Source organism: Synechococcus sp. A15-62 (assembly GCF_014280075.1).
Classification (GTDB): Bacteria; Cyanobacteriota; Cyanobacteriia; order PCC-6307; family Cyanobiaceae; genus Parasynechococcus.
Genome location: NZ_CP047950.1, coordinates 1,647,743 through 1,669,644, shown reverse-complemented (window position 1 = coordinate 1,669,644; position 21,902 = coordinate 1,647,743). Strand labels below are relative to the sequence as shown.

At 62.5% G+C, this 21,902-nt stretch carries 23 protein-coding genes; 12 read left to right on the top strand and 11 right to left on the bottom strand.

Annotated elements, in window-relative coordinates; translation table 11 throughout:
* Positions 1–27: 27 nt before the first annotated feature.
* From SynA1562_RS09615 to SynA1562_RS09595, 5 genes are read left to right on the top strand one after another with little or no spacing between them, the layout of a single operon-like run.
* Entirely contained in the window at positions 28–1,158 is a 1,131-nt protein-coding gene (locus tag SynA1562_RS09615) for a N2,N2-dimethylguanosine tRNA methyltransferase (RefSeq protein WP_186493684.1), read from the top strand.
* Positions 1,159–1,186: 28 nt separating this feature from the next.
* Entirely contained in the window at positions 1,187–1,288 is a 102-nt protein-coding gene (gene petM, locus SynA1562_RS09610; RefSeq protein ID WP_011364936.1) for a cytochrome b6-f complex subunit PetM, read from the top strand.
* Positions 1,289–1,344: 56 nt separating this feature from the next.
* Positions 1,345–2,307: an NAD(P)H-binding protein gene (locus tag SynA1562_RS09605; protein ID WP_186493683.1), complete on the top strand. Its 963-nt coding sequence runs from the start codon at positions 1,345–1,347 to the stop codon at positions 2,305–2,307.
* Between the two features lie 53 nt (positions 2,308–2,360).
* On the top strand, positions 2,361–2,576 hold the full coding sequence (locus SynA1562_RS09600; RefSeq protein WP_011364934.1) for a hypothetical protein: 216 nt from the start codon (positions 2,361–2,363) through the stop codon (positions 2,574–2,576).
* Complete coding sequence (locus SynA1562_RS09595; RefSeq protein WP_186493682.1) at positions 2,576–3,403, top strand: methyltransferase domain-containing protein; 828 nt, start codon at positions 2,576–2,578, stop codon at positions 3,401–3,403. The genes SynA1562_RS09600 and SynA1562_RS09595 overlap by 1 nt, the downstream gene beginning before the upstream one ends.
* Here the strand turns inward: SynA1562_RS09595 and SynA1562_RS09590 are convergent.
* Positions 3,336–3,998, bottom strand: coding sequence for a pseudouridine synthase (locus tag SynA1562_RS09590; RefSeq protein WP_255445631.1), 663 nt, complete (start codon positions 3,996–3,998; stop codon positions 3,336–3,338). The genes SynA1562_RS09595 and SynA1562_RS09590 overlap by 68 nt on opposite strands.
* 201 nt (positions 3,999–4,199) lie before the next feature.
* On the opposite strand from SynA1562_RS09590, the gene infA reads away from it, so the two are divergent.
* Positions 4,200–4,469 carry a translation initiation factor IF-1 gene (gene infA / locus SynA1562_RS09585; RefSeq protein WP_006041809.1) on the top strand — a complete coding sequence of 90 codons (270 nt, stop codon included), beginning with the start codon at positions 4,200–4,202 and terminating at the stop codon, positions 4,467–4,469.
* A 12-nt stretch (positions 4,470–4,481) separates the two neighbouring features.
* On the opposite strand, the gene trxB is transcribed toward infA, so the two are convergent.
* From trxB to SynA1562_RS09570, 3 genes are all read right to left on the bottom strand, one after another.
* Positions 4,482–5,864: a thioredoxin-disulfide reductase gene (gene trxB / locus SynA1562_RS09580; protein ID WP_186493680.1), complete on the bottom strand. Its 1,383-nt coding sequence runs from the start codon at positions 5,862–5,864 to the stop codon at positions 4,482–4,484.
* 107 nt (positions 5,865–5,971) lie between these two features.
* The gene (locus SynA1562_RS09575; protein WP_186493679.1) at positions 5,972–6,220 is read right to left on the bottom strand and encodes a hypothetical protein; all 249 of its coding nucleotides are present in this window, start codon (positions 6,218–6,220) and stop codon (positions 5,972–5,974) included.
* Between the two features lie 96 nt (positions 6,221–6,316).
* The gene (locus tag SynA1562_RS09570; protein ID WP_370593284.1) at positions 6,317–7,672 is read right to left on the bottom strand and encodes a DEAD/DEAH box helicase; all 1,356 of its coding nucleotides are present in this window, start codon (positions 7,670–7,672) and stop codon (positions 6,317–6,319) included.
* A 144-nt stretch (positions 7,673–7,816) separates the two neighbouring features.
* On the opposite strand from SynA1562_RS09570, the gene SynA1562_RS09565 reads away from it, so the two are divergent.
* Positions 7,817–8,050 carry a hypothetical protein gene (locus SynA1562_RS09565; protein ID WP_136975370.1) on the top strand — a complete coding sequence of 78 codons (234 nt, stop codon included), beginning with the start codon at positions 7,817–7,819 and terminating at the stop codon, positions 8,048–8,050.
* Positions 8,051–8,098: 48 nt separating this feature from the next.
* Here the strand turns inward: SynA1562_RS09565 and SynA1562_RS09560 are convergent, their stop codons facing one another.
* Positions 8,099–8,677, bottom strand: coding sequence for a hypothetical protein (locus SynA1562_RS09560; protein WP_011364927.1), 579 nt, complete (start codon positions 8,675–8,677; stop codon positions 8,099–8,101).
* Positions 8,678–8,802: 125 nt separating this feature from the next.
* On the opposite strand from SynA1562_RS09560, the gene SynA1562_RS09555 reads away from it, so the two are divergent.
* The 4 genes from SynA1562_RS09555 to SynA1562_RS09540 are packed head-to-tail and all read left to right on the top strand — an operon-like array spanning position 8,803 to position 12,690.
* Positions 8,803–9,942 (top strand): Re/Si-specific NAD(P)(+) transhydrogenase subunit alpha, encoded by a 1,140-nt coding sequence (locus tag SynA1562_RS09555; protein WP_255445630.1) that lies wholly within the window; start codon positions 8,803–8,805, stop codon positions 9,940–9,942.
* Complete coding sequence (locus SynA1562_RS09550) at positions 9,942–10,238, top strand: NAD(P) transhydrogenase subunit alpha (RefSeq protein WP_011364925.1); 297 nt, start codon at positions 9,942–9,944, stop codon at positions 10,236–10,238. The genes SynA1562_RS09555 and SynA1562_RS09550 overlap by 1 nt, the downstream gene beginning before the upstream one ends.
* Positions 10,238–11,659: an NAD(P)(+) transhydrogenase (Re/Si-specific) subunit beta gene (locus tag SynA1562_RS09545; protein WP_186493678.1), complete on the top strand. Its 1,422-nt coding sequence runs from the start codon at positions 10,238–10,240 to the stop codon at positions 11,657–11,659. Before SynA1562_RS09550 ends, SynA1562_RS09545 begins: the two co-directional genes overlap by 1 nt.
* Positions 11,659–12,690 (top strand): alpha/beta fold hydrolase, encoded by a 1,032-nt coding sequence (locus SynA1562_RS09540; RefSeq protein ID WP_186493677.1) that lies wholly within the window; start codon positions 11,659–11,661, stop codon positions 12,688–12,690. Before SynA1562_RS09545 ends, SynA1562_RS09540 begins: the two co-directional genes overlap by 1 nt.
* A gap of 37 nt (positions 12,691–12,727) precedes the next feature.
* Here SynA1562_RS09540 and SynA1562_RS09535 read toward each other — a convergent pair whose 3' ends face one another.
* The 3 genes from SynA1562_RS09535 to SynA1562_RS09525 all read right to left on the bottom strand — a co-directional run bounded on the left by SynA1562_RS09535 (position 12,728) and on the right by SynA1562_RS09525 (position 15,708).
* On the bottom strand, positions 12,728–13,873 hold the full coding sequence (locus tag SynA1562_RS09535; protein WP_186493676.1) for a fatty acid desaturase: 1,146 nt from the start codon (positions 13,871–13,873) through the stop codon (positions 12,728–12,730).
* A gap of 195 nt (positions 13,874–14,068) precedes the next feature.
* Positions 14,069–14,458 (bottom strand): ferredoxin, encoded by a 390-nt coding sequence (locus tag SynA1562_RS09530; RefSeq protein WP_186493675.1) that lies wholly within the window; start codon positions 14,456–14,458, stop codon positions 14,069–14,071.
* A 2-nt stretch (positions 14,459–14,460) separates the two neighbouring features.
* A complete protein-coding gene (locus tag SynA1562_RS09525) occupies positions 14,461–15,708 on the bottom strand; it encodes a 1-deoxy-D-xylulose-5-phosphate reductoisomerase (RefSeq protein ID WP_186493674.1) in 1,248 nt (415 codons plus the stop codon).
* 79 nt (positions 15,709–15,787) lie between these two features.
* Here SynA1562_RS09525 and SynA1562_RS09520 point away from each other — a divergent pair, with 79 nt between their 5' ends.
* A complete protein-coding gene (locus tag SynA1562_RS09520) occupies positions 15,788–17,107 on the top strand; it encodes a sodium-dependent transporter (RefSeq protein ID WP_186493673.1) in 1,320 nt (439 codons plus the stop codon).
* 21 nt (positions 17,108–17,128) lie between these two features.
* On the opposite strand, the gene SynA1562_RS09515 is transcribed toward SynA1562_RS09520, so the two are convergent.
* Genes SynA1562_RS09515 through polA form a run of 3 tightly spaced genes read right to left on the bottom strand, consistent with a single transcriptional unit; the run spans position 17,129 to position 21,880 of the window.
* Entirely contained in the window at positions 17,129–17,371 is a 243-nt protein-coding gene (locus SynA1562_RS09515; protein ID WP_255445629.1) for a hypothetical protein, read from the bottom strand.
* A 20-nt stretch (positions 17,372–17,391) separates the two neighbouring features.
* Positions 17,392–18,873 carry a cysteine--tRNA ligase gene (gene cysS, locus SynA1562_RS09510; RefSeq protein WP_186493672.1) on the bottom strand — a complete coding sequence of 494 codons (1,482 nt, stop codon included), beginning with the start codon at positions 18,871–18,873 and terminating at the stop codon, positions 17,392–17,394.
* A 46-nt stretch (positions 18,874–18,919) separates the two neighbouring features.
* Complete coding sequence (gene polA, locus SynA1562_RS09505; RefSeq protein ID WP_186493671.1) at positions 18,920–21,880, bottom strand: DNA polymerase I; 2,961 nt, start codon at positions 21,878–21,880, stop codon at positions 18,920–18,922.
* Between the last annotated feature and the right edge of the window lie 22 nt (positions 21,881–21,902).

The following is a 21,902-nucleotide window of genomic DNA, read 5'->3' as shown; positions in this document are numbered from 1 at the left end:
TCAACCGATCATCACTATCGCGAAGGTTTGGCTGAGCTCAGCCTTGGCCCAGGCTTTTTCAGGCCTGAGTCGCGTCCGGCCCGGGACCTTTCGGTGTTGCTGGCCCGTCACCAGAGCCTCCATGCCACGCGGCCCCTGCGCTGGCTGGATCTGATGGCCGGTTGTGGGATCAGAACCCTGCGCTGGGGGTTGGAGGCGCTGGCCAACACGGCCGTTGAAACGGAGCTCTGGATCAACGATGGGGATCCCGACCGGCTGCCGCTGATCCAGGCCAATCTGCAAAGGCTGGGGTGCTCAATGCGGCTCACGGCTGAGGCTGCAGACCTGCTGCTGCACCGCTCGATTGTTGAGCGCCACTGGTTCGATTTCATCGACCTTGATGCCTTCGGTGCTCCTGGGCCTCTGATTCAGCCGGCTCTTCAGGCTCTGCGCTTCGACGGCCTGTTGTTTCTGGCCTCCACGGATGGTCGCTCCCCCACTGGCCATGACCGGCCGGGCGCTATTCGCAGCCTCGGGGCTGCCGCTCGAGCCCATCCCTCCAGCTGGGAAATGGCCCTGCGGCAGCAGATCGGGCTGGTGGCGCGTCAGGCCTGGATGCTGGGACGCGGACTGCAGCCGCTGTTCAGCTTCAGTGAAGGCCGCACCTTTCGCCTAGCGCTGCGCCTGCGGCGCCAGATCCCCGCAGGTGATGAACAGAAGCTGGGGCTGGTGGCCCGTTGCGAACGCTGTGGTGCTCAACGGGTGCAGCCCCTGCTCAAGCTCAGCGGCTGGCCCGCCTGTGATTGCGCGGCTGGTCAGGGGCGCTGGAGCATCAGCGGCCCGCTGTGGATTGGTCCCTTGCAGGAGCCACAGTTTTTACAGCAGCTGATTGCCGAGGCTCAACAGCTGGGGCGTCAGCAGATCAGCCCTGCCACCCTTCGATTGATGCAGCGTCTGCAGGCGGATCCCGGCGATCGCCCCACGGTCTGGCCCACTGATGAGCTGGCCCGACGGCTGGGCAGCGGTGGACCAACAGCTCTGGGGCCATTGGTGCAGGCGCTCCAGGCGGCGGGTTATCGCGCCAGTGCCAGTGGCGTCATGCCGGGCCAGGTGCGAACTGATGCGGAATTACCGCAGCTGTTACAGATCTGCGCCAGCCTGCGGGGGGAAGGGATTTAAATGGGCGGGTGATCGCTTTGCCCAGACCATGGCTGCTGAGATTTTTGGAACTGCTGCGATCTTCTGGGTCTTGATTCCCGTCGGCCTCGCTGGTGGTGCTCTGCTGCTGAAGCTGCAGGGCGACGACTGAGGCAGTCGCTTTGCTACCGGGGCTATTAAGCTCCACCCTTCGTGAGGAAGGCGCCGATGCAAGTGCTTGTGGTGGGTGGCACCGGCACCCTGGGACGACAGGTCGCCCGTCGTGCCCTTGACGCCGGCCACCAAGTGCGCTGCATGGTGCGGACCCCCCGCAAGGCTGCCTTTCTTCAGGAATGGGGTTGTGAGCTGACCCGGGGCGACCTGTTGGAGCCCGACAGCCTCGATTACGCCCTTGAGGGCATGGATGCCGTGATCGATGCATCCACCAGTCGCCCCAACGACCCCCGCAGCATCTACGAAACGGATTGGGATGGAAAGCTCAATCTGCTTCGTGCCTGTGAGCGAGCAGGGGTGAAGCGTTTTGTCTTTCTCTCGCTGCTGGGTGCGCATCAGCACCGCCAGGTTCCCTTGATGGACATCAAGGCCTGCACCGAGAAGCTGCTTGAGTCGTCGGATTTCGACTACACGATCCTGCAAGGTGCCGCCTTCATGCAGGGGGTGATCAGTCAGTTCGCCATTCCTGTTCTTGAGAGTCAGACGGTGTGGGTCAGTGGCAGCCCCACGGCCATTGCCTACATGAACACTCAGGACATGGCCCGCTTCGCCGTCGCGGCACTCGAGCGGGAGGAAACCGTGCGTGGCACCTACCCCGTTGTTGGTCCCAAGGCCTGGAACACTGGCGAACTAGTGCAGCTCTGTGAACGCTGCAGTGGCAAGACAGCCCGAGTGTTTCGGGTGCAGCCCGTCCTGATGAACCTGATGCAGGGGGTGGCGTCCTTCTTTGAACCCGCCGTCAACGTGGCGGAGCGCTTGGCCTTTGCTGAGGTCACCGGCAGCGGTCAGACCCTGGATGCCCCCATGCAGAACAGCTACGCCGCCTTCGGTCTTGAGGCCTCGGAGACCACGGACATGGAGGGCTACATCGGTGAGTACTACGACACGATCCTGAAGCGTCTGCGCGAGATGGAAGCCGATCTCGACAAGGACGCGAAGAAAAAGCTGCCCTTCTGAGCCTTGATCTCTCTTGGTTCTTTTGTACTATCGCCACAATTGATTCTGTTCTGATGGCTGTCGCTCAGCTCAAAAATCTGCAGCGGCGTCTGCAGTTGTTGTCGGATGAGGCGGAACAAGGCCTCAACCGCGTCTGCGGCCATGAGCTGTGGAAGTCGGTGGGCCCCGATGCAGTGGATGGCATGGCCGACCCCGACCGACGGGCCGAGGCCAACTACTGGTACGGCCAGTGGAATGTGGTGCGTGAGCTGCAGGAGGCGATCGGCTGATGGCGGAATCGTGTTGTTCGGCCCCAGTGCCCCAGTCTCTGGATCAAACCCAGGCAGTCGAAGCCCGCTATGGGGCTGCGGCCCAAGAGCAGGAAGCCTGCCTTTGCACTCCGGTCGGCTTCGACCCTGCCCTGCTCAAGGTGATCCCTGAGGCTGTTGTTGAGAGGGATTACGGCTGTGGTGACCCCACCCGCTGGGTGAAGCAGGGGGATCGGGTGCTCGACCTGGGCAGCGGCAGCGGCAAAAATGCCTTCATCTGCAGCCAAATTGTCGGTTCATCCGGCCGCGTGACTGGTGTAGACCGCAACGCTGACATGCTGGCCTTGTCCCGTGAAGCGATCCCGGTAGTTGCTTCGGCCGTGGGCTTCGACAACGTCCGTTTTGTTGATGGTGCCATCGAAGCCCTGGATGCCCCCACGGCCACGGGTGAACCCCTGATCGCTGACGGTTCGATCGATGTGGTGCTGAGCAACTGTGTGCTCAACCTGGTGAACCCGTCGGCACGCGACAGGCTCTTGGCCAACATTCGCCGGGTCCTGGCTCCCGGTGGTCGCGTTGCCATCAGCGACATCGTTTGCGATCAGGTGGTGCCCCTGCGTTTGCAGCAGGACCCTGATCTCTGGAGCGGCTGCATCAGCGGCGCCTGGCAGGAGCAGGCCTTCCTGGAGGCATTCGAAGCTCTTGGTTTTGAGCAGGTTCGCTACGCCGATCGCAGTGAGCAGCCCTGGCGTGAGGTGGAGGGCATTGAGTTCCGGGCGGTCACCCTCGTCGGTGCCCTCCCTGCCGATGTCCTCCCCGCTGAGCAGCAGCGCTCGAGCTGCTGTTGATCAGGCGGTTGAGCCGTTCCTCCTCAGCTGTTGTCACCGCACGCCAACTGCCGGGTTGAAGGCCCGTGAGGTCCAGCGGTGGACCGTTGTCCATCAGATCGATGCAGCAGCGCACCAGACGCAACGTCGGCAGGCCAACAGCCGCCGTCATCCGGCGCACTTGCCGGTTGCGCCCCTCGGTGAGGGACAGCTGCAACCAACTGGTGGGAATCGCAGCGCGAAAACGAATCGGAGGTGTTCGTTCGGGCAACTGCGGTTGGTCTTGGTTCTGAAGCCAGTGCGCCTTCGCTGGCAAGGTGCGGCGCCCCTGAACCACAACGCCATCGCAGAGCTGTTGCAGTTGTTCGGTGTTGGGAGTGCCTTCCACCTGCGCCCAGTAGCTGCGCCAGTGGCCAAAGCGAGGGTCAGTGAGGCGCTGTTGCAGTCGGCCGTTGCTGGTGAGGATCAGCAGCCCCTCGCTGTCTGCATCGAGTCGACCCGCGGCGTACACCTGGGGCACATCAACAAAGTCGCTCAGGCAACCCCAGCGGCTTCCCTCCTCAGGCGTGAATTGACTCAAAACCCCGTAGGGCTTGTTCAGCAGCAGCGTCGTCAAGTCAGCTTGCGTTTTCGCGCATCCTCCACAGGTTGACCACGCCAATGGAGATCAGCAGCAGGCCGAGATCCAGGCTCAACGGGGGGAGAATCACGGCAGGGGGATGTGTATCGGCGTTGGAGCCTAAGGGCTGTGTTGTCTCTGCGGGGTGCAAGTGGCCTTCTAAACTGACTGCAGCAAGACAGAACTGGCCACCAGCGCATGATCGAAACCTCGGGCGTGATCGAGAAGGAACAGGGCAACGGGTTCTATCTGGTCACCCTCGAGCAGCCTGCTGGTCACCAATGCCTCTGCAGAGCGGCTGGAAAGCTCACCAAGTTCCGGATCAAATTGCTCGCGGGAGACAAGGTGCTGGTAGAGATCAGCCCCTACGACCTCACCCGTGGCCGCATCACCTACCGCGAGCGCAATGCCGGTGCTCCCGGCGGTCGTCCCGGCGGCAACCGCCCCGGCGGCCCGCGCCGTCGCTGAGGGCTGTTGCCCTCAGGCTGCTGCCTGAAGGCAACCTTCAATTGCAGCTTTGAATTCACTGCGCTGCTTTACGCCACGCCATTGCTTCACCATGCTTTTGTTGTGGAACAGCTGCACCGTGGGTGTGCCGCTCACTCCGGCCTGTTCGGCGATCTCTTGATCGGCCTCAATGTCGATGACAACGGCCTGGGCTGATCCATCAAGCTCTTGAATCACCCGCTGCAGCTGGGGCTTCAGCACGTGGCAAGGGCCGCAGGTGGGTGAGGTGTAAATCACCAGCAGGGGCTTGGCGCTGTCGTGATAAAGCTTGCGCAGGGCAAAGCTTCCTTTCTGCCAAAGCCCCTGGGGGTCGTAGGTGGCTTCCGTGGTGACATCCACATTCACAGGACGTTCCGCCACTGCCGGCTCCACCTGCTCACGCTGCACCCGGGTGGCCAGGTTGTGGTGACTCAGCCAGCGCTCTGCTGCCAAGGCCGCCTTGCAGCCGCTGCCAGCTGCGGTGATGCCCTGTCTCCATTCGGCATCGGCTACATCGCCGGCCGCGAAGACGCCTTCCATGGACGTTTCCGGTCGTCCCGGTTCCGTTGTCAGGTAACCCTTTTCGTTCAGATCGATTTGCCCCTGAAGCAGATCGGTGTTGGGGGTGTGGCCGATGGCATAGAAGAGCCCCTTAGCGGCGATGGTGGATGCACTGCCCTCGATGCGATTGCGCAGGGTCATCGACTGCATCCAGTCGTCCCCGCTCACGTCGTCGATCTCGCTGTTCCAGTGCACCGTGATTGAGTCGTTGGCCAACACCCGATCAGCCATGGCGGCACTGGCGCGGAGTTTGTCGGAGCGCACCACCAGATGCACGTGGCTTCCGTACTTGGTGAGATACACCGCCTCTTCACAGGCAGAGTCGCCGCCGCCCACCACGGCGAGTTCCTCGTTGCGGAACTGCGGTGTGGCGCCGTCACAGATCGCGCAGGCGCTGATCCCTTTGCTCCAGAAGGTTTGCTCTGAAGGCAACTGGAGGCGGTTGGCGCTGGCGCCCGTGGCAATCACCAGGGCGTGGGTGCGGATGGTCTGTCCTTCCACCTCAATGCAGTAGGGCTTGGAGCTGAAATCAATGCTGTCGGCATCCGCTTCAAGCAGGTGAGTGCCCCACCGCACCGCCTGAGACTTCATCAGGTCCATCAGGTCGGGCCCGAGCACTCCGTCCGGGAAGCCAGGAAAATTCTCCACATGGGTGGTGGTCATCAGCTGGCCACCGGGGATGCCACCGCGTTGGAACCCTGTGACTAGAAGCGGTTGCAGATTGGCCCGTGCGGCGTAGATGGCAGCTGTGTACCCGGCTGGCCCTGACCCAACGATGACCAGATTTTCGATGTGATCTGTATCGGCTTGACCCACCGCTTAAGCGAACTGACTATGAGTTAAATCTAAAGCCCTGCTGGAAGCCGACGTGAGCAAAGGCTTGGAAATGAATGATTGAGCTTCAGGAGAATTTAAGAAAACCTTCAGATTTCAACTTGTGAGTCGTTGGAGCTGGGGTCGTGAATCGGACGCCGTTTGCTCGGGTTGCGCGGAACCGCCAAAACATTGGCCTCAAGCATCTCAACGTTTTCGCCGATGCATGTGATCCATTCGCAGAATTCTTGCGTTATCGCATAACTGTCTTCATAGCGCTCTTCCTTGTCCAGGACTGCGATGCGCGTGGATGCCCAGCCCGTTGCAACGACGATCCGGCGTTCCATTGCGGCGTCCATGACTGTCTCCTCGATGTTGATCAGATTGGCGGATCGGGGGTCCCTTTCGGCCGTTCATTTGCACAAATTCGCATTTTCCTCTGGCCAATGCTGTGCTCAGCGCTGCAAAAAAGCGGGCAATTCGGGCGTTTTCAGCCGGATCACAGCACCGGCTCCATCCTCCACCGCCTCCAGGGGAAGGCTCGGCCCGCGCCAGGCTCCAACCCCTGGCTGCTGGTCCTCGACTTCCGGCTCCTGAGGCCGCAGCACGTAGGGCTCGGCCACTGACCATGACCTGGCGTAGTCCATCAGCAGCGGGTCTGCCGGAGCAAACACGTAAGAGGCTTCTCTGGGAATGGCTTCACGGGCGGCCAGTTCGGGCGTCATCCGCACAGCCCGGGTGATGCCCTGCACGAAACGGCTTCGGGTCACCACGGTGGTCAGATAGGCCACCACCCGCAGACGTGGCGCATCAAAGCCCTCCGCGCACATGTCGATGCTCACCAGCCAATCGGCGTTACCGCTTTGGAAGGCGTTCAAGCGCTCCGTTGCTTGGGGGCTCTGGGAATGGATTAACTCCACCCGGTTGCCGTCGTCGATCAACACCCGGCTGATGGCTTCGGCGTGGCTGATGTCGCGGGCGATCACAAGACCAGCAGCCTGCGGCTGCCGCTCACGCAACTGATTCAGTTTCTGTTGGGCGCGCAGCAGAACCTGCTGGCCAATGCTGCTGCTATCGGCCAGGCGGATGGCGCGACGCAGGTTGCGCGCGCGCCAGCTTTCCCGTTGCTCAGCCGAGAGGGGGGAAACGTCGCGGTCGGGGTGTCCTTCGCGGCTGTGTTCCACCCAGCCGTCCTGAAAACGGAACTCCAGGGGGCGCACATCCCCTGCGGCGATTAAGCCCCTGGGCTCAACGCAGAGATCCGGTCGGATCTGCTCAACCCAACCGCCGTCATCCAGCCGCACCCGCATGCGCCGGGCGGCGCAGAACGCCAGGTTGTCGGCACGAAAGGGGGTCCCCGTGAGCCCCAGGCGCAGCCGCACGCTGCCGGTCAGCTCAAGAAAGGTCTGCCCCCAGGCGGTGGCATCCGGCTCGTCGGGATCAACGCCGAGATGGTGGGCCTCATCGGCGATCGCCATGCAGGCGCTCAGGCCCCATTGCTCGAACCGTGCCCCCAGAGCCTCGCGCTGGCGACCGGCCCCCTGATAGGTCACCAGCAAGCCATCAGCGTCTTGGCTTCGCTCCGGCGGGCAAGGCCACTCCTCCAGCCGCAAGCCAAGACGCGCCGCGGCGGATTTCCACTGATTGAGGATTGAGGTTCGGTGGCAGAAGACCAGGAAATGGTCCAGCCGGCCTTGATCGCGCATGGCGCGGAATCCCAGCAACGCCCCGAGGGTTTTGCCTGCCCCTGGGCCTGCAAACACCAGCAGGTCGCGGCTGCTGCCCTCGAGCTCGAGCCTGCGCAGCAGCAGCTGGATCAGCTGTTGCTGCCACTGCCTTGGTTGAACCTGGCGGGCTTGGGACTCGTTCGTGGTCTGCCTGGCCGGGAGGTTGAAGCTGACGGCTGAGATATCACCTCCCGGGAAGATGAGTCTTTTTAACCATTCCTTTGCGCCGTGGCATCTCTACCGTCCGGCCATCAGCTCCATCGGGATCGGGTCCCGCCCATCGCCATGGCCCAACGTCGTTTCTTCAGCAGCCCCCTCGATCAGCAGCGCGACCAGCTCGATGGCTGCTGGCAACTCGAATGCGACATCGATCCGTTGATTCTTCGGGCCCGGGTTCTGCACCGCCGCGGAGAGGTGAACGGGGCCGCCGGCCTCGAACAGGAAGTGCTGCCGATCGTCTGATCCGGCAGCACGTCTTGGATCATCAGCGCTTGCTTTAGAGCGCCTGCTTCAGAGCGCTTCGGCGTGGTTGACCACCAGGTGCTCCACCTCCTTCAAGGCCTCCTCTGAGGCGGAGCGAGCTGCTGTGAAATCCCCTTTGGCGCTGTCCAGCAGCTGCTGAGCGAGCCGATCCAGCAGCTCCTCTTTGTGCTCCTCAAGCATCGCCACGATCTCGGTTTCTACCAAGGTGCGCACCGCTTGAATGCGCAGGTCGTCGTTGTCGGCTTCCGCGAAGGTGCCCTGCACGAGTTCCTGGATGAACAGGCGGTGCACTTCGCTGCTGCGCAGGAAGCTTTCCGTGGCGTTGATCATCCCGTCCACCAGGGTGCGATCGGGTTCGCTCTCGCCGTCGTTGAGCTTGAATTCCCAGTCGAGATGGCGTCGCTGCCAGCCGGCCGTATGCAGGCTCGGCATCACACTTTGCGAAAAGGTGTCGACGGAGATTTCATAAATCCGCTCCGCCAGCCGTTCACACCAGTCTTTGCCGTGCAACTGGAGGGTGGACTGCATGGTTTCCCGTTCAACGGCATGGCCACCGTGGTGGCTGTGGCAGAGGCCGTCGGGACACTCGATTGCGCTGAGACCCATGGGGAGCACAGAGGGTCCACTTCACGTAGCAAGAACGACAGAAGTTCTGTGCGTTCTTCAGGAAGTTTCCTCGATCTCGAGAAGGCGACCTTCTACCCTGTGCCGGGTCGGTGGTTGTGTTCCCCTTGCCCAGACTTCTTATACCGGTGGAGTCGACGCCGGGAGAAAACCGCGTCGCGGCAACACCGGACACGGTCAAGAAATTTGTTTCGTTGGGCTGCAGCGTCGCAGTCGAACGCGGAGCCGGTACCCCCTCCGGATACCTCGATGAGGCCTACGCCGAGCAGGGCGCGGATCTCATTGGGACGGGAGATTCGTCGGCGTGGAGTCAGGCCGACGTTCTCCTCTGTGTTCAGTCTCCGAGCGCAGCCACCCTGGCCCGCCTGCGCCAGGGAGCGCTGGTGGTGGGTCTGCTGTCCCCTTATGCCAACGAAGAGCTGACGGCCGCCCTGCAGCGCAGCGGGCTTTCAGCCATGGCGCTCGAGCTGCTGCCCCGGATCAGCCGGGCCCAGTCTGCTGATGCGCTCTCCTCCCAGGCCAACATCGCCGGATACAAGTCGGTGCTGCTGGCCTCCGCCGCGCTGGACCGTTACTTCCCGATGCTGATGACGGCAGCGGGCACCGTTCAGCCGGCCAAGGTGGTGATTCTTGGAGCCGGTGTGGCCGGCCTTCAGGCCGTGGCCACAGCACGTCGTCTGGGTGCTGTGGTGTACGTCAGTGACATCAGACCTGCCGTGAAGGAGCAGGTGGAATCGCTTGGAGCCCGCTTCATTGAGCCCCCCGAGATGGAGGACAAGCCTTCGGAATCCGGTGGCTATGCCAAACAGGCCTCCGACGCTTTCCTGGCGGCCCAGCGTCAGCAGCTGTCGGATCAGCTGGCGGAGGCCGACGTGGCCATCTGCACCGCCCAGGTGCCGGGCCGCCGCGCTCCGCGTCTGATCAGCGAAGACATGCTCGATCGGATGCGCCCCGGTGCGGTGGTGGTGGATCTGGCCGTGGCCCAGGGTGGCAACTGTGCCGACACCGTTCCTGGTCAGACCGTGGATCGCAAGGGTGTGAAGCTGATCGGTGGTAATGACCTGCCCTGCAGCGTTCCCAATCACGCCAGTGCGCTCTACGCCCGCAACCTCGTGGCTCTGCTGGAGCCCACCTTGAAGGATGGCGTCCTCAGCCTTGATCCCGAGGATGAACTGATCGCCGGTTGTCTGATCGCCCAGGACGGCACCATCCGTCGTGGCGATGTTCTTACCCCAGGTGCCAACTGATGTTTGTTGAATTCCTCTGGGTTCTCCTGCTTGGCAGCCTGCTTGGGCTGGAGCTGATCGGCAAGGTTCCCCCCACCCTGCACACTCCTTTGATGAGTGGTGCCAATGCCATCTCCGGCATCACCGTGTTGGCAGCGCTCACCGCCATCATCAAAGCCGGCGACAACACCGTGCTGTTGCTGCTCGGTTCCGTCTCGCTGGGCTTTGCCCTGTTCAACGTGATCGGGGGCTTCCTCGTGACCGATCGCATGCTGGCCATGTTCAGCCGCAAGCCTGCCCGCAAGGAGAACCGCTGATGTCTGACCTTCTCAAATACGCGATCGAGCTGGTTGCGGTTCTGCTGCTGGCTCTCGGCATCAAGGGTCTCTCCAAGGTGCGTTCCGCCAGGGGCGCCAACCAGCTGGCCGCTGTGGCCATGGGCCTTGCGGTGCTGGGTCTGCTGATCAACTACCTCGGCACCAGCGGCATCAGCATCGCCGCCTGGACTTGGATCATCGCCGGAACGTTGGTGGGTGGTGTGCTCGGCGCCATCACCGCCCAGCGGGTGCCGATGACCTCGATGCCGGAGACGGTCGCCCTCTTCAACGGCTGCGGTGGCATGTCGTCACTGCTGGTGGCTCTGGCAGCTGCGCTGTACCCGGCTGCCCTCGATGCGGCAGGCCCCGTGGCCGTGGTGTCGATCGTTGTTTCCGTGTTCGTGGGTGCGATCACCTTCACTGGTTCGATCGTGGCCATGGCCAAGCTGCAGGGTTGGCTGTCCACGCCGGCCTGGATGCAGAGCAAGGCGCGCCATGCCGTGAACATTGCGCTGGCGGTGGCATCCCTGGTGGGTGCCGTTGAGATGCTGCGCAACGCTGATTCGAGCACGGGCCTCTGGCTGCTGGTGGTGGCCTCCGGCCTGCTGGGAATCGGGGTGACGCTGCCGATCGGCGGCGCCGACATGCCTGTGGTGATCTCCCTGCTGAACAGCTATTCCGGTGTGGCTGCTGCCGCTGCCGGTTTCGTGGTGGGCAGCCAGCTGCTGATTGTTGCCGGCGCCATGGTTGGTGCTGCTGGCCTGATCCTCACCCAGGTGATGTGCAACGGCATGAACCGTTCCCTGGTGTCTGTGCTGTTCGGTGGCGCCCTGGGTGCCACGAGCGCTGCAGGCGGTGGCGGCGGTGAATACACCAACATCACTAGCTGCAGTGTTGAGGAATGCGCCCTCACCCTCGAGGCCGCTGAACGGGTGGTGATCGTTCCTGGCTATGGCTTGGCCGTGGCTCAGGCGCAACACACCCTCAGGGAAGTTACCCGGGTGCTGGAGAGTGCTGGCATCGATGTGGCCTATGCCATTCACCCGGTGGCCGGTCGTATGCCGGGTCACATGAATGTGCTTCTGGCTGAGGCCGATGTGCCCTACGAGCAGCTTCAGGAGATGGATCAGATCAATCCCGAGTTCCCCGCCACCGACGTGGTGCTGGTGCTGGGTGCCAATGATGTGGTCAATCCCCAGGCCAAGAACGACCCCAATTCGCCGCTCTACGGCATGCCCGTTCTGGATGTGCAGGACGCCCGCACGGTGTTCGTAGTGAAACGGGGCATGAGCGCTGGCTACTCCGGCATCAAGAACGATCTGTTCGAGCTGGCCAACACCTCGATGCTGTTCGGCGATGCCAAGAAGGTGCTCGGCGACCTCCTGGTGGAACTCAAGGATCTGGGCCTGGGCAAGAAGTGATGGGCCGCGGCGTGGATAACCCCCAGCTGCGGGAGCGGCTGGGGGTTCCGTCGTTTGAGCAGCGCTGGCCCTGGATCGGCGGCGACCTGCAAACCCTGCGCGACACCCTGCGCGAGGTGGATCTTCCCCACGATCAAGGGGTTCCGATTGAAATTCCCGTGCCAGCCCTGCCCAGTGGAGCGGCGGCTGCCGGGTCGTTGCTGGCCCTGCTCGATCAGCCGGAAGGGGACCCCAAGGGCTTGGTTTTGCTGCTTCATGGCCTGGGGGGATCCAGTTCCCGGGAGGGCCTGAGGCGGATGGGTGTGGCGCTTCAGGCCGCCGGTTTTGCGGTGCTGCGCCTCAACCTGCGCGGCGCTGATCCAGGTCGTCACCTTGCGGGTGGCACCTATGCAGCACGCTGCAACAGCGATCTGCTGCCGGTGATTGCTCGGGCCCGAAGCTTGGCGGCGGGTCGCCCACTGCTGGGGGCAGGCATTTCCCTGGGCGGCACGATGCTGCTCAATGCCGCTCTGGCTTCCCCCGGCGTGCTTGATGGCCTCTTCTGTGCGAGCAGTCCCTTGGATCTGGCCGCCTGCAGCGCCTCGATCGAGCGACCGCGCAATCGGGTCTACCAACGCTGGCTGCTCAAGCGGTTGGTGCATCAGACCCTCGCGGATCCCTTTGGGGTGAACGCCGACGAGGAAGCCAAGCTGCAGGCGACGCCCCCCCGTTCGATTCGTGAGTTCGACAGTGCCGTGACGGCTCCCCGCTGGGGGTTTGCGGATGTGGAGGCCTACTACCGCGAGGCTTCACCCCTGCAGCATCTGGTGCCTGCCTGCAAAGCGATGCCACCCACCTTGCTGCTGCAGGCCCTGGATGATCCCTGGGTTCCTGCCTCCTCTGCAATGGATCTGGCAGAGGCGCTGCCGCCGAAGGCTGCGATTCGCACCTTGTTCACGCTACGGGGAGGGCACAACGGCTTCCATGGCCGTGACGGCTGCTGGGGCGACCAGCTGGCGGCGGCCTGGCTCAGGGACGTTGTTGCTGGCTAAGCCGTGATTCCTACTGGTTGCGGGCCTCTCTCGCTCTTCAGTAATAGAAGGCCCGATCGCTTGGGTTCTGATACACAGCACCACCGCAGCGTGTGGCAATCCTCCACAGCGCTTTGTGGATCGGTGTGGAGTCGTAGCGCACCAGCTCAGGGAACCTCTGCCTCAGCAGTTGGTTGCCACGCCAGGCGTTGTAGTGCGGAATCGATGAATTGACGTGATGGCACACGTGGGTTGAGCCGATTCCATGGTGCAGCAGGTTGAGGATGGGCCCGTAGGGACGATCAACCGTTTGCAGGGCTCCCTTCGACCAAGTCCAGGTTTCGTTGGAGAAGTGAGGGATGTCGGCGTTGGTGTGCTGCAGCCAGGTGTAGGTGGTCAGCCACATGTTGATCACCAGGTAGGGCAGTCCGTAGACGCAAAGCACACGGAGCAGGGAAAACTGCACGGAGGCGATGATCAACAGGGCAACCATGGCAAGCAATCCCAGATTGGATCGCAGCATCCATTTGCCGAATGACTGCGGGAAAAGGCGGCGTTTGCCGTTGAAATTGCGCTTACGATTCCAAAAATGGGAGGTGGGGGAGTCGTAGTCTTCGCCGCCGGTGGCGCCCAGGAAGAGATAAAGCTGCCAGCCAATCACGAGGTGATTGAACAGAGAAATGATTCCGAAGACGGTGGGATTCAACCTCTGCTTGAGCTGTTCGGTGGTTCGGCCCATCGGTGATGTTGCCCGCGGCGGAACATGGGTTTCTCCCTGTTCCAGGTGATTGCAGTGGGCGTGGTGCACCGCGTGGCTGTGGGCCCAGCTGTAATACGGCACCAGCAAAATGCTGTGCAGTACAAAACCCACAACGCCTTCAATCCGGCGGTTGGGGTGGAAGGCGTGATGGCCGCATTCATGGGCGATCACCCAGCAGCCCATCGCGATGGTGCCGGTGATCACTCCGTAGAGGAGCCAGACGGGGGTGGCGGCTGCAGAGAGCGGAATAAGTGTTCCCAGTCCGATGGCCAGCAGCGAAAGGCCTGCAGACATGGCCAAGCTCGCCCACGACTTCGCTGGGCTCAGCTTGGAGAGCTCTGCTGGCAGGGCACTGAGCAACTCAGCTTTGCTGGGGTAGGAGATGGATTCAGCGCTGTCTTCAGGGGCTGGATTTGCGGGTCGGGTCGCTGTTGCAAATGCCAAATGGAAGCCTCAAGACAAGCGCTCAACAGTTGGAGCTTTAGGTTTTCATTATAATTGCTTGACCTGCGAGCTGTGGGGGAATGGTGTTGCAGAGCCCGATCGCAATTGTTCGGATTTCGTTGTTGGGAATTCCGGCTGAATTTCAAACTCTTTTTGCCTCGGATCCTCTTCTTTAGTAGTGATTTGAGCTTTTCGCTAATCCTTTCCTGGGTTTATTTGGGGTCTAATTTCTGCTGAAAGGACGCCATTGATTGCCTCGAATGGTGTTCTTTTGAGAATCCATTCTTCGACAGGTTGTTGGCCGATGATGTGTTGTTCCATGATTCTTTTGACGCGATCTGGCGAAACATCGGAATACCAAATTCCGTCTGGCCAGACCAGAAGAATCGGCCCTCGTTCGCACACCCTGAGGCAATCGGCTTTGCTGCGCAGAACAATCCCCTCGGGGCGTGCTGCATTTTCGAGATCCAGTTCACGAACAATGCTCTTCAGTGCATTCCAGGTTTGTGCCCCAAGCACTGAATCGCAGCATTTGGCTTTGGTGGCGGTTGCGCAGAGCAGGAGGTGATGGCTGACCCGTTGCATGCCTAAGCGGCGATGGCTCCCATGGGCAGACGGGTCACACCGCGGTTCACCTGTTCCCGCACGGCCGTTCGCGCCCACTGATCCACCCGCAGCACGTCGTCCAACTGAGGCTGGGCCATCAGATCGGGTTTATGACGCTCGCAGGCGGCCTCGATCACTGTGGGGATGTCGAGGAAGTGAATCTTTTCCTCGAGGAACTGCGCCACAGCTTCCTCGTTGGCAGCATTCATTACTGCGGGCATGGTGCCGCCGGCGCGTCCAGCGGCGTAGGCCAGCTCCATGCAGGGGTACTTGGCGGGATCGGGGGCCCGGAAGCTGAGCTGACCCACTTCCGTGAGATCCAGTCGCCGCCATGGCGTCTCAAGGCGTGAAGGCCAGCTGAGGCAGTAAAGGATCGGCAGCTTCATGTCGGGCCAGCCCAGTTGGGCCAGCACGGACGAATCCGCCAGTTCGATCATCGAATGGATAATGCTCTGGGGATGGATCACGATCTCGATGTGGTCGTAATCCAGGCCGAACAGGTAGTGGGCTTCGATCACTTCCAGTCCCTTGTTCATCAAGGAGGCGGAATCCACGGTGATCTTGCGGCCCATGCTCCAGTTGGGATGACTGGTGGCATCGGCCACGGTGGCCTTCTCAAGGTCGGCGGCCGTCCAGTCGCGGAAGGCGCCGCCGGAGGCTGTGAGCTGGATTCGGCGCAGCCCGGGTGTGGGCACGCCGGTGGAGAGCCGTGCGTTTTCAGCCCAGGGGGTTCCCTGCAGGCATTGGAAAATGGCTGAGTGTTCCGAATCCGCCGGCAGCAGACGGCTGCCGCTCTTTTTCAGTTCCGGCAGCACCACGGGGCCGGCCGCAATCAGGGTTTCCTTGTTCGCCAGAGCGAGGTCCTTGCCGGCGCGGATCGCCGCCAGGGTCGGCAACAGACCGGCGCAACCAACAATGCCCGTCACCACCAGGTCGGCGCTGTCCCAGGCGGCAGCAACGTTGAGACCATCAGCATCTCCCACCAACTGGGGTGCATCGGCGCCTGTGACGCCTGCATCCTTCAGCCGCTCCTGCAGTTCCGGCAGGAGATCGGCATCCGCCAGGGCTACCACCTCAGGGCGATGCCTCTGAACTTGGTCAACCAAAAGCTTCAGATTGCGGCCGGCCGTGAGCGCCACAACGCGGAACTGCTCCGGAAACTCCTCAGCGATCTGGAGGGTCTGGGTGCCGATCGAACCAGTGGATCCCAGCACGCTGATGGCTTTCATGCTGTTCCGGCAGTTGCGACAAGTCTCCCACCAGGACCGTTGAACGCTGGCAAGCTGGCGGACAGCTTGTGGAGAGCGCATGGCGAAGGAACAGTGGCGATCGGGCCTGGGGTTTGTCCTGGCGGCTGCAGGCAGTGCCGTGGGTTTGGGCAATCTCTGGGGCTTTGCCTACCGCGCCTCCCAGGGAGGTGGCGGCGCCTTCCTGCTGCTCTACGTGGTGATTGTGCTGTTGGTTTGCCTGCCGGTGCTGGTGGCCGAAATGGTGCTGGGGCGCAGCACTGGCCAAAGCCCTCTGCTCGCGCCAGTGGCGGCAGCCGGTCGCCACTGGCAGCCGATGGGTTGGCTGTTCGTGCTGGCGGCCAGTGGAATCCTGGCCTTCTATGCCGTGTTGATGGGGTGGACCGGGGCCACGCTCGTGCAGACCCTCACCCAGGGGCTCCCGGCGGATATCGCTTCAGCAGAAGCCTTTTTCGCCGGCCTCAGTGGCGGCCGCTCGGCCTTGATCGGCCAGCTGCTCAGCCTGGTGGCGACTGCTGCTGTGGTGGCCGCCGGCGTGCGTGGAGGCATTGAGCGGTTGTCCCGTTGGGGGCTGCCGCTGTTGTTTGTGCTGCTGATTGGCCTTGCGGTTTGGGCCGCTGGTCTTGATGGGGCCTCGGAGGGCTATCGCACCTTCCTGCTCCGCTGGGACAACAGCCAGCTGCAGGACCCCACCACCATTCGCAATGCCTTCACCCAGGCCTTCTTCTCGATCGGCACGGGCATCGGATGCATCCTGGCCTATTCGGCCTACCTGAGCAGGCGCGCCCACCTGCCCCGGGAAGCCGTGGCGGTGGTGGGGATGGACACCGCTGTGGGATTGCTGGCCGGCATGGTCACCTTCCCTGTGGTGATGAGCTTTGGCCTCCAGGATGTGATCAGTGGCTCCACCCTGGGCACGATCTTCATCGCTTTGCCCACTGGCCTCGGCTCGCTGGGGGCCACAGGTCAGCTGGTGGCGGTGCTCTTTTTTGCTCTGGCCCTGATTGCAGCGATCACCTCAGCGGTGTCGCTGTTGGAGGTTCCGGTGGCCTGTTTGATCGATCGCCACGGGTGGAACCGCTCTCGGGCTGTCTGGGTGTCCACGGCGTTGATCTTTGTGGCCGGTCTTCCAGCGGCCACCTCCATGGAGGTTCTCGGCTGGATGGATTCCGTGTTTGGGGGCCTGCTGCTGATTTTGGGGGGCTTGCTCCTGGCCCTGTTGCTGGGTTGGGTGCTCCCCGCTCGTTTTCAGGAGGAGCTCAGCCATTCGGGGAGCCCGATCTGGCTGCAGCGCTTTCTGCTGGTGATGCTGCGCTGGATTTCACCGCCGGTGATCACTGTTGGTCTGGTGATCAGCGTGATTGATCTGATCCCCAGCTGAGGGGATTCGTCTGGCGAGTGCCTACTGCTTATCCGAAGAATTGAGCATGGATTCCATCTTGCGGATCCTCTGCAGCATCTTGTCCCACACCTCTGCTTTCCAGGCTTGCTCCGCATCGCCCGTGGTCGCGGCCAATTGCTTCTGAGCCTTGAGCTTCGCCTCAAGATCCTCGCCGGCATCGAGGGCCTTCATCAGCTCCATCTCGAGCTTGGCGGTTTCCATGAAGTTCAGCTTCTTCAGCCAGAGCATGGGGAGCGACAGCATTGGGGTTCAGTCTGCCGGGATCAGGCGCGGATCCACTCCGTCACCCCGCCGGGTTTATCGATCAGCTCCACCCCTTGGGTGGCGAGCTCATCCCGGATCCGGTCGGCCTCCGCGAAATCCTTCGCCGCTTTCGCCGCCTTGCGCGCCGTGATGGCTGCATCAATGGCGCCGTCGTCGAGGCTGGGGGCGGCTTCCGCTTCCGAGCGCAGTCCAAGCACCGCCGCCAGGTGTCGCAGCAGCTGCCAACGACCCTCCAGACCCTTCAACTCCGGCTCAGGCAGGGCGGCGTCTTCCCCCCGTTCCAGCCGGTTGGCGAGGGCCCGCAGGGGCTTGGCCAGATCGAACAGCACGGCCAGTCCGCCCGAGCTGTTCAGGTCATCGTCCATGGCGCTGATGAAGCGTTGCTCGAGCTCCATCAGAGCGGTGTCGGCTGGTCCTCCATCAGTTGTCATGGCGCCCTCTGTGAGAGGTGCGGCCGAGCTCCAGCAGAGACTGTCGCCTTGGCGATCGCCAAGGCTCAGGGCTGCATTCAGCCCCTTCCAGCCGGTGGCTGCGGCCTCAAGGGCCTCGGCGGTGAAATCAAGCGGTTTGCGGTAGTGGGCCTGCAGCACAAACAGGCGCAGGGTCATCGGCGAGATTCCACTGTCCAGCAAGGCGCGGATGGTGGTGAAGTTGCCGAGCGATTTGGACATCTTGGTGCCACCGACATTGACCATGCCGTTGTGCAGCCACAGCTTCGCCAGGGTTGTGCCGTTGGCAGTTTCCGATTGAGCAATCTCGTTTTCGTGGTGCGGGAACACCAGATCTCCGCCACCGAGGTGAATGTCGATGGTTTGCCCCAGTTCCTGGCGCACCATCGCTGAACATTCGATGTGCCAGCCAGGGCGGCCTGGCCCCCAGGGGGATTTCCAGCTGGGTTCTCCGGCTTTGGCCCCCTTCCAGAGCGCGAAATCAAAGGGATGACGCTTGCGGCTTTCCTCTCCATCAGCGGTTCGACCGCTGGCTCCCTGCTGCTGGTCGTTGGGGTCGCGGCCGCTGAGCTTGCCGTAATTCTTGGCCTTCGAAATGTCGAAGTACACATCACCATCTGAGCTGTAGGCGGCTCCCTTGGATTCCAGTTCGCTAATCAGTGTCTGAATGCCTTCGATGCAGCCGGTGGCCCGAGGCATTCGGTCGGCCGGGAGAATATTTAGACGCCCCATGTCGATCTCGAACGCTTCGATATTGCGTTCGCTCACTGCCTGCATCGTGATGCCTTCCTCATTGGCGCGGTTGAGGATCTTGTCGTCGATGTCGGTGTAGTTCTGGACGTAGGTGACGTCGTACCCGCGCCAGATCAGATAACGGCGCAGCACATCCCAGTTGATGTAGCTGCGGGCGTGGCCCAGGTGGCACAGGTCATAGACCGTCACGCCGCAGCAATAGATGCTGGCTTTGCCCGCGGTGAGGGGCTCGAACGCTTCGGTGCGGCTGGTGAGGCTGTTGGTGAAGCGCAGGGACACAGCTGATCTGGAGCTCAGGATGAGGCTACGGCCTGTTCGGCTGCGTTCATTTCGCCTCCATCCAGTTCGCGCCGACGCCGGTCTCCACCACCAGGGGAACACTCAGCTCAACGGCCTGTTCCATGGTCTGCACCACAAGCTCTCGTGTGGCCTCCAGGGCATCCGGTGCCACCTCAAGTACCAGTTCGTCGTGCACCTGAAGCAGCAGCTGGGCCGGTAGGCCCTGATGCTGCAGGGCGTCTTGCAGCTGCACCATTGCCACTTTGATGATGTCGGCACTCGACCCCTGAATTGGGGCATTGGCAGCCGCCCGCAGCTGCTGTGCCTCCATGCCACCGCGGCGGGCCACGTCCAGGTCGATCTCCAAGGGGTCTTTGCCCAGCAGCCGCCCCAGGCCGTTGCGATCGAAGTGGAACGGTCGCCGGCGGCCGAGAATGGTTTCCACGTAGCCGCGGCTGAGGGCGAGCCGCTCCTGCAGTTCGAGGAAGGCGAACACCTTCGGGTAGCGCTGCTTGTACTTGGCCAGGAACTCCTTGGCTTCGCTCTGGCTCACTCCGGTTTCCCGAGCGAAGCGTTGGGCTCCCATGCCGTAAATCACACCGAAGTTGATGGTTTTGCCGAGCCGGCGTTCGTCCGGGCTGACCTCGTCTTTGTCCAGCAGCAGCCTGGCGGTCAGCGCGTGCACGTCGTCGCCGCTGCGGTAGGCCTCCTGCAGCACCTCTTCGCCAGAGAGGTGGGTGAGGATCCGCAGTTCGATCTGGGAGTAGTCGGCGCTGAGCAGGGTCCAGCCCTCCTGGGGCAAGAAGGCCTTGCGGATGCGCCGGCTGTACTCGGTGCGCACGGGAATGTTCTGCAGGTTGGGGTTGCTGCTGCTCAGGCGCCCAGTGGCCGTCACTGCTTGGTTGAAATCGGTGTGCACCCGCCCGGTTTCCGCCTCCACCAGCTGCGGCAAGGCGTCGATGTAGGTGCTCTTGAGCTTGCTGAGCACCCGGTGCTCCAGCACCAGTGGCACCACCGGGTGGTCGTTGCCGAGTTTCTCAAGCACGGTGGCATCGGTGCTGAAGCCGGTTTTGGTGCGGCGGGATTTCTTGCGATCCAGGCCAAGGGTGTCGAACAGCAGCTCTCCGAGTTGCTTGGGTGAGGCCAGGTTGAAGTCCACTCCTGCGGCCGCTTTGGCGTCGGACTCCAGCTGTTGAAGGGTGGAGCCCATCTCTTCGGAAAGGCCCTGGAGATAGGGCACATCAATGCGGATGCCGGTGGATTCCATCCGGGCCAGCACTGGTTCCAGTGGCTGCTCCACCTGCTCCAGCAGCGGCAGCAGTTGCGGGCCCATGGTCTCCAGCTGATGGCGCAGCAGCAGGGCGAGGCGCCGGGTGACGTGCACATCCATGCCGCAATACAGGCTGGCGGGCTCCAGCGGCACGTCGGCGAAGGTTTGTTTCTTGCCCACCAAATCGGTGTATGAGGTGGGCTGGAAGCCGAATTCCCGCTCCGCCATGAGCTCCAGACCATGCTTGGCTGCGGCATCCCGCAGGTAATCAGCCAGCAGCGTGTCGATCACGACCCCCTCGAGGGCAATGCCATGCCGCAGCAGGATCAGGCGGTCGTACTTGGCGTTCTGAAGGGTCTTGGGGTGGTTGCTACTGGCCAGCCAAGGGGCGAGGGCGGTGAGCACGGTTTCCAAGGGCAGCTGCTCCGGGCTGCTGTCTTCGCTGCCTTTGTGGCCAAGCGGGATGTAGGCAAGTGCGTCCAGGTCCTCTCCCCAGCAGATGCCGATGCCCACCAGTTCCGCGCGGAACGGGTTGAGGTCGGTGGTCTCGGTGTCGAAGGCCACAGGCAGGCTGCTGCTGGTACAGGCCATCAGCCTCTGCACCAGGGCGTCCAGGGCCGTTTCGGTCTGGATCAGCTGCGGTTTCAGGGCCGGCAGCCCCACGTCGTCGTTGGTGACCGGTTCAGTTGCGGTTTCGGCAGCTGCCGGTTCTGTAGTGGCTGAGCGGCGGGGAGTCTTGGCCGCAGCGGCCTCCGCATTGGCCCCGTAGCCCCCTTCGGAAAAGGCCGCCACAAAGCCCCCCACCTGGCGCAGCAGGCTGTTGAGCTCGAGGTCTTCCAGGCAGCTGCTTAGGCCATCAGCATCCACCGACGACAACGGCAGGCTGGGTTCCTTGGGCAGTGGTACATCCACGAGAATCTCGGCCAGCTTGCGCGACAGATAGGCGTTGTCGCGGTCGGCGCGCAGCTTCCCCTTCAGAGCTCCTTTGATGGCGCCCCGGCTGGCTTTCGGCCCTTCGGCTTCCACTTCCTCGAGGGTGGTGTATACCGCGTCGAGATCGCTGTTGTCTTTCAGCAGGTTGATGGCTGTTTTGGGGCCAACACCACGCACGCCGGGGATGTTGTCGGAGCTGTCACCGGTAAGAGCCTTGAGGTCCACCACCTTGTTGGGCATCACGCCGAGCTTGCCAAGCACCCCTTCTTCGCGGATCAGCGTTGGGCCACTGCTTTTGGCGTAGGGGCCTCCACCCATGTAGAGCACCGCGATGTCGCGGCTGTCGTCCACCAGCTGGAACAGGTCGCGGTCTCCCGAAAGGATTCGCACGCCCCATCCCGAGTCGGCTGCTCGGTTCGCCAGGGTTCCCAGCACATCGTCGGCTTCGAAGCCGGGGGCCATGCAGAGAGGGAGCTGCAGGTGCGTTTCGAGAATCTGCTGCAGCTGCTCAAGGTCCTGAAAGAACACCTCAGGGGCCACATCCCGGTGGGCCTTGTAGTTGGCGTCAGCCTTGTGGCGAAAGGTGGGCTCGGCTGTGTCGAAGGCAATGGCAACGCCTTCAGGCTTCAGGGTTTTGCTGTTGTCCAGCAGGGCTTTGAGAAAGCCGTAGGTCACGCTGGTGGGCCGGCCGTCTTTGGTGGCCAGACCCCCTTCGCCACCCTTGCTGAAGGCGTAAAAACTGCGGAATGCCAGGGAATGGCCATCCACAAGCAGCAGAAGGGGCTTGGCGGTGGCCTCAGGCATGACGGTGTTGAAAACGTGGTTG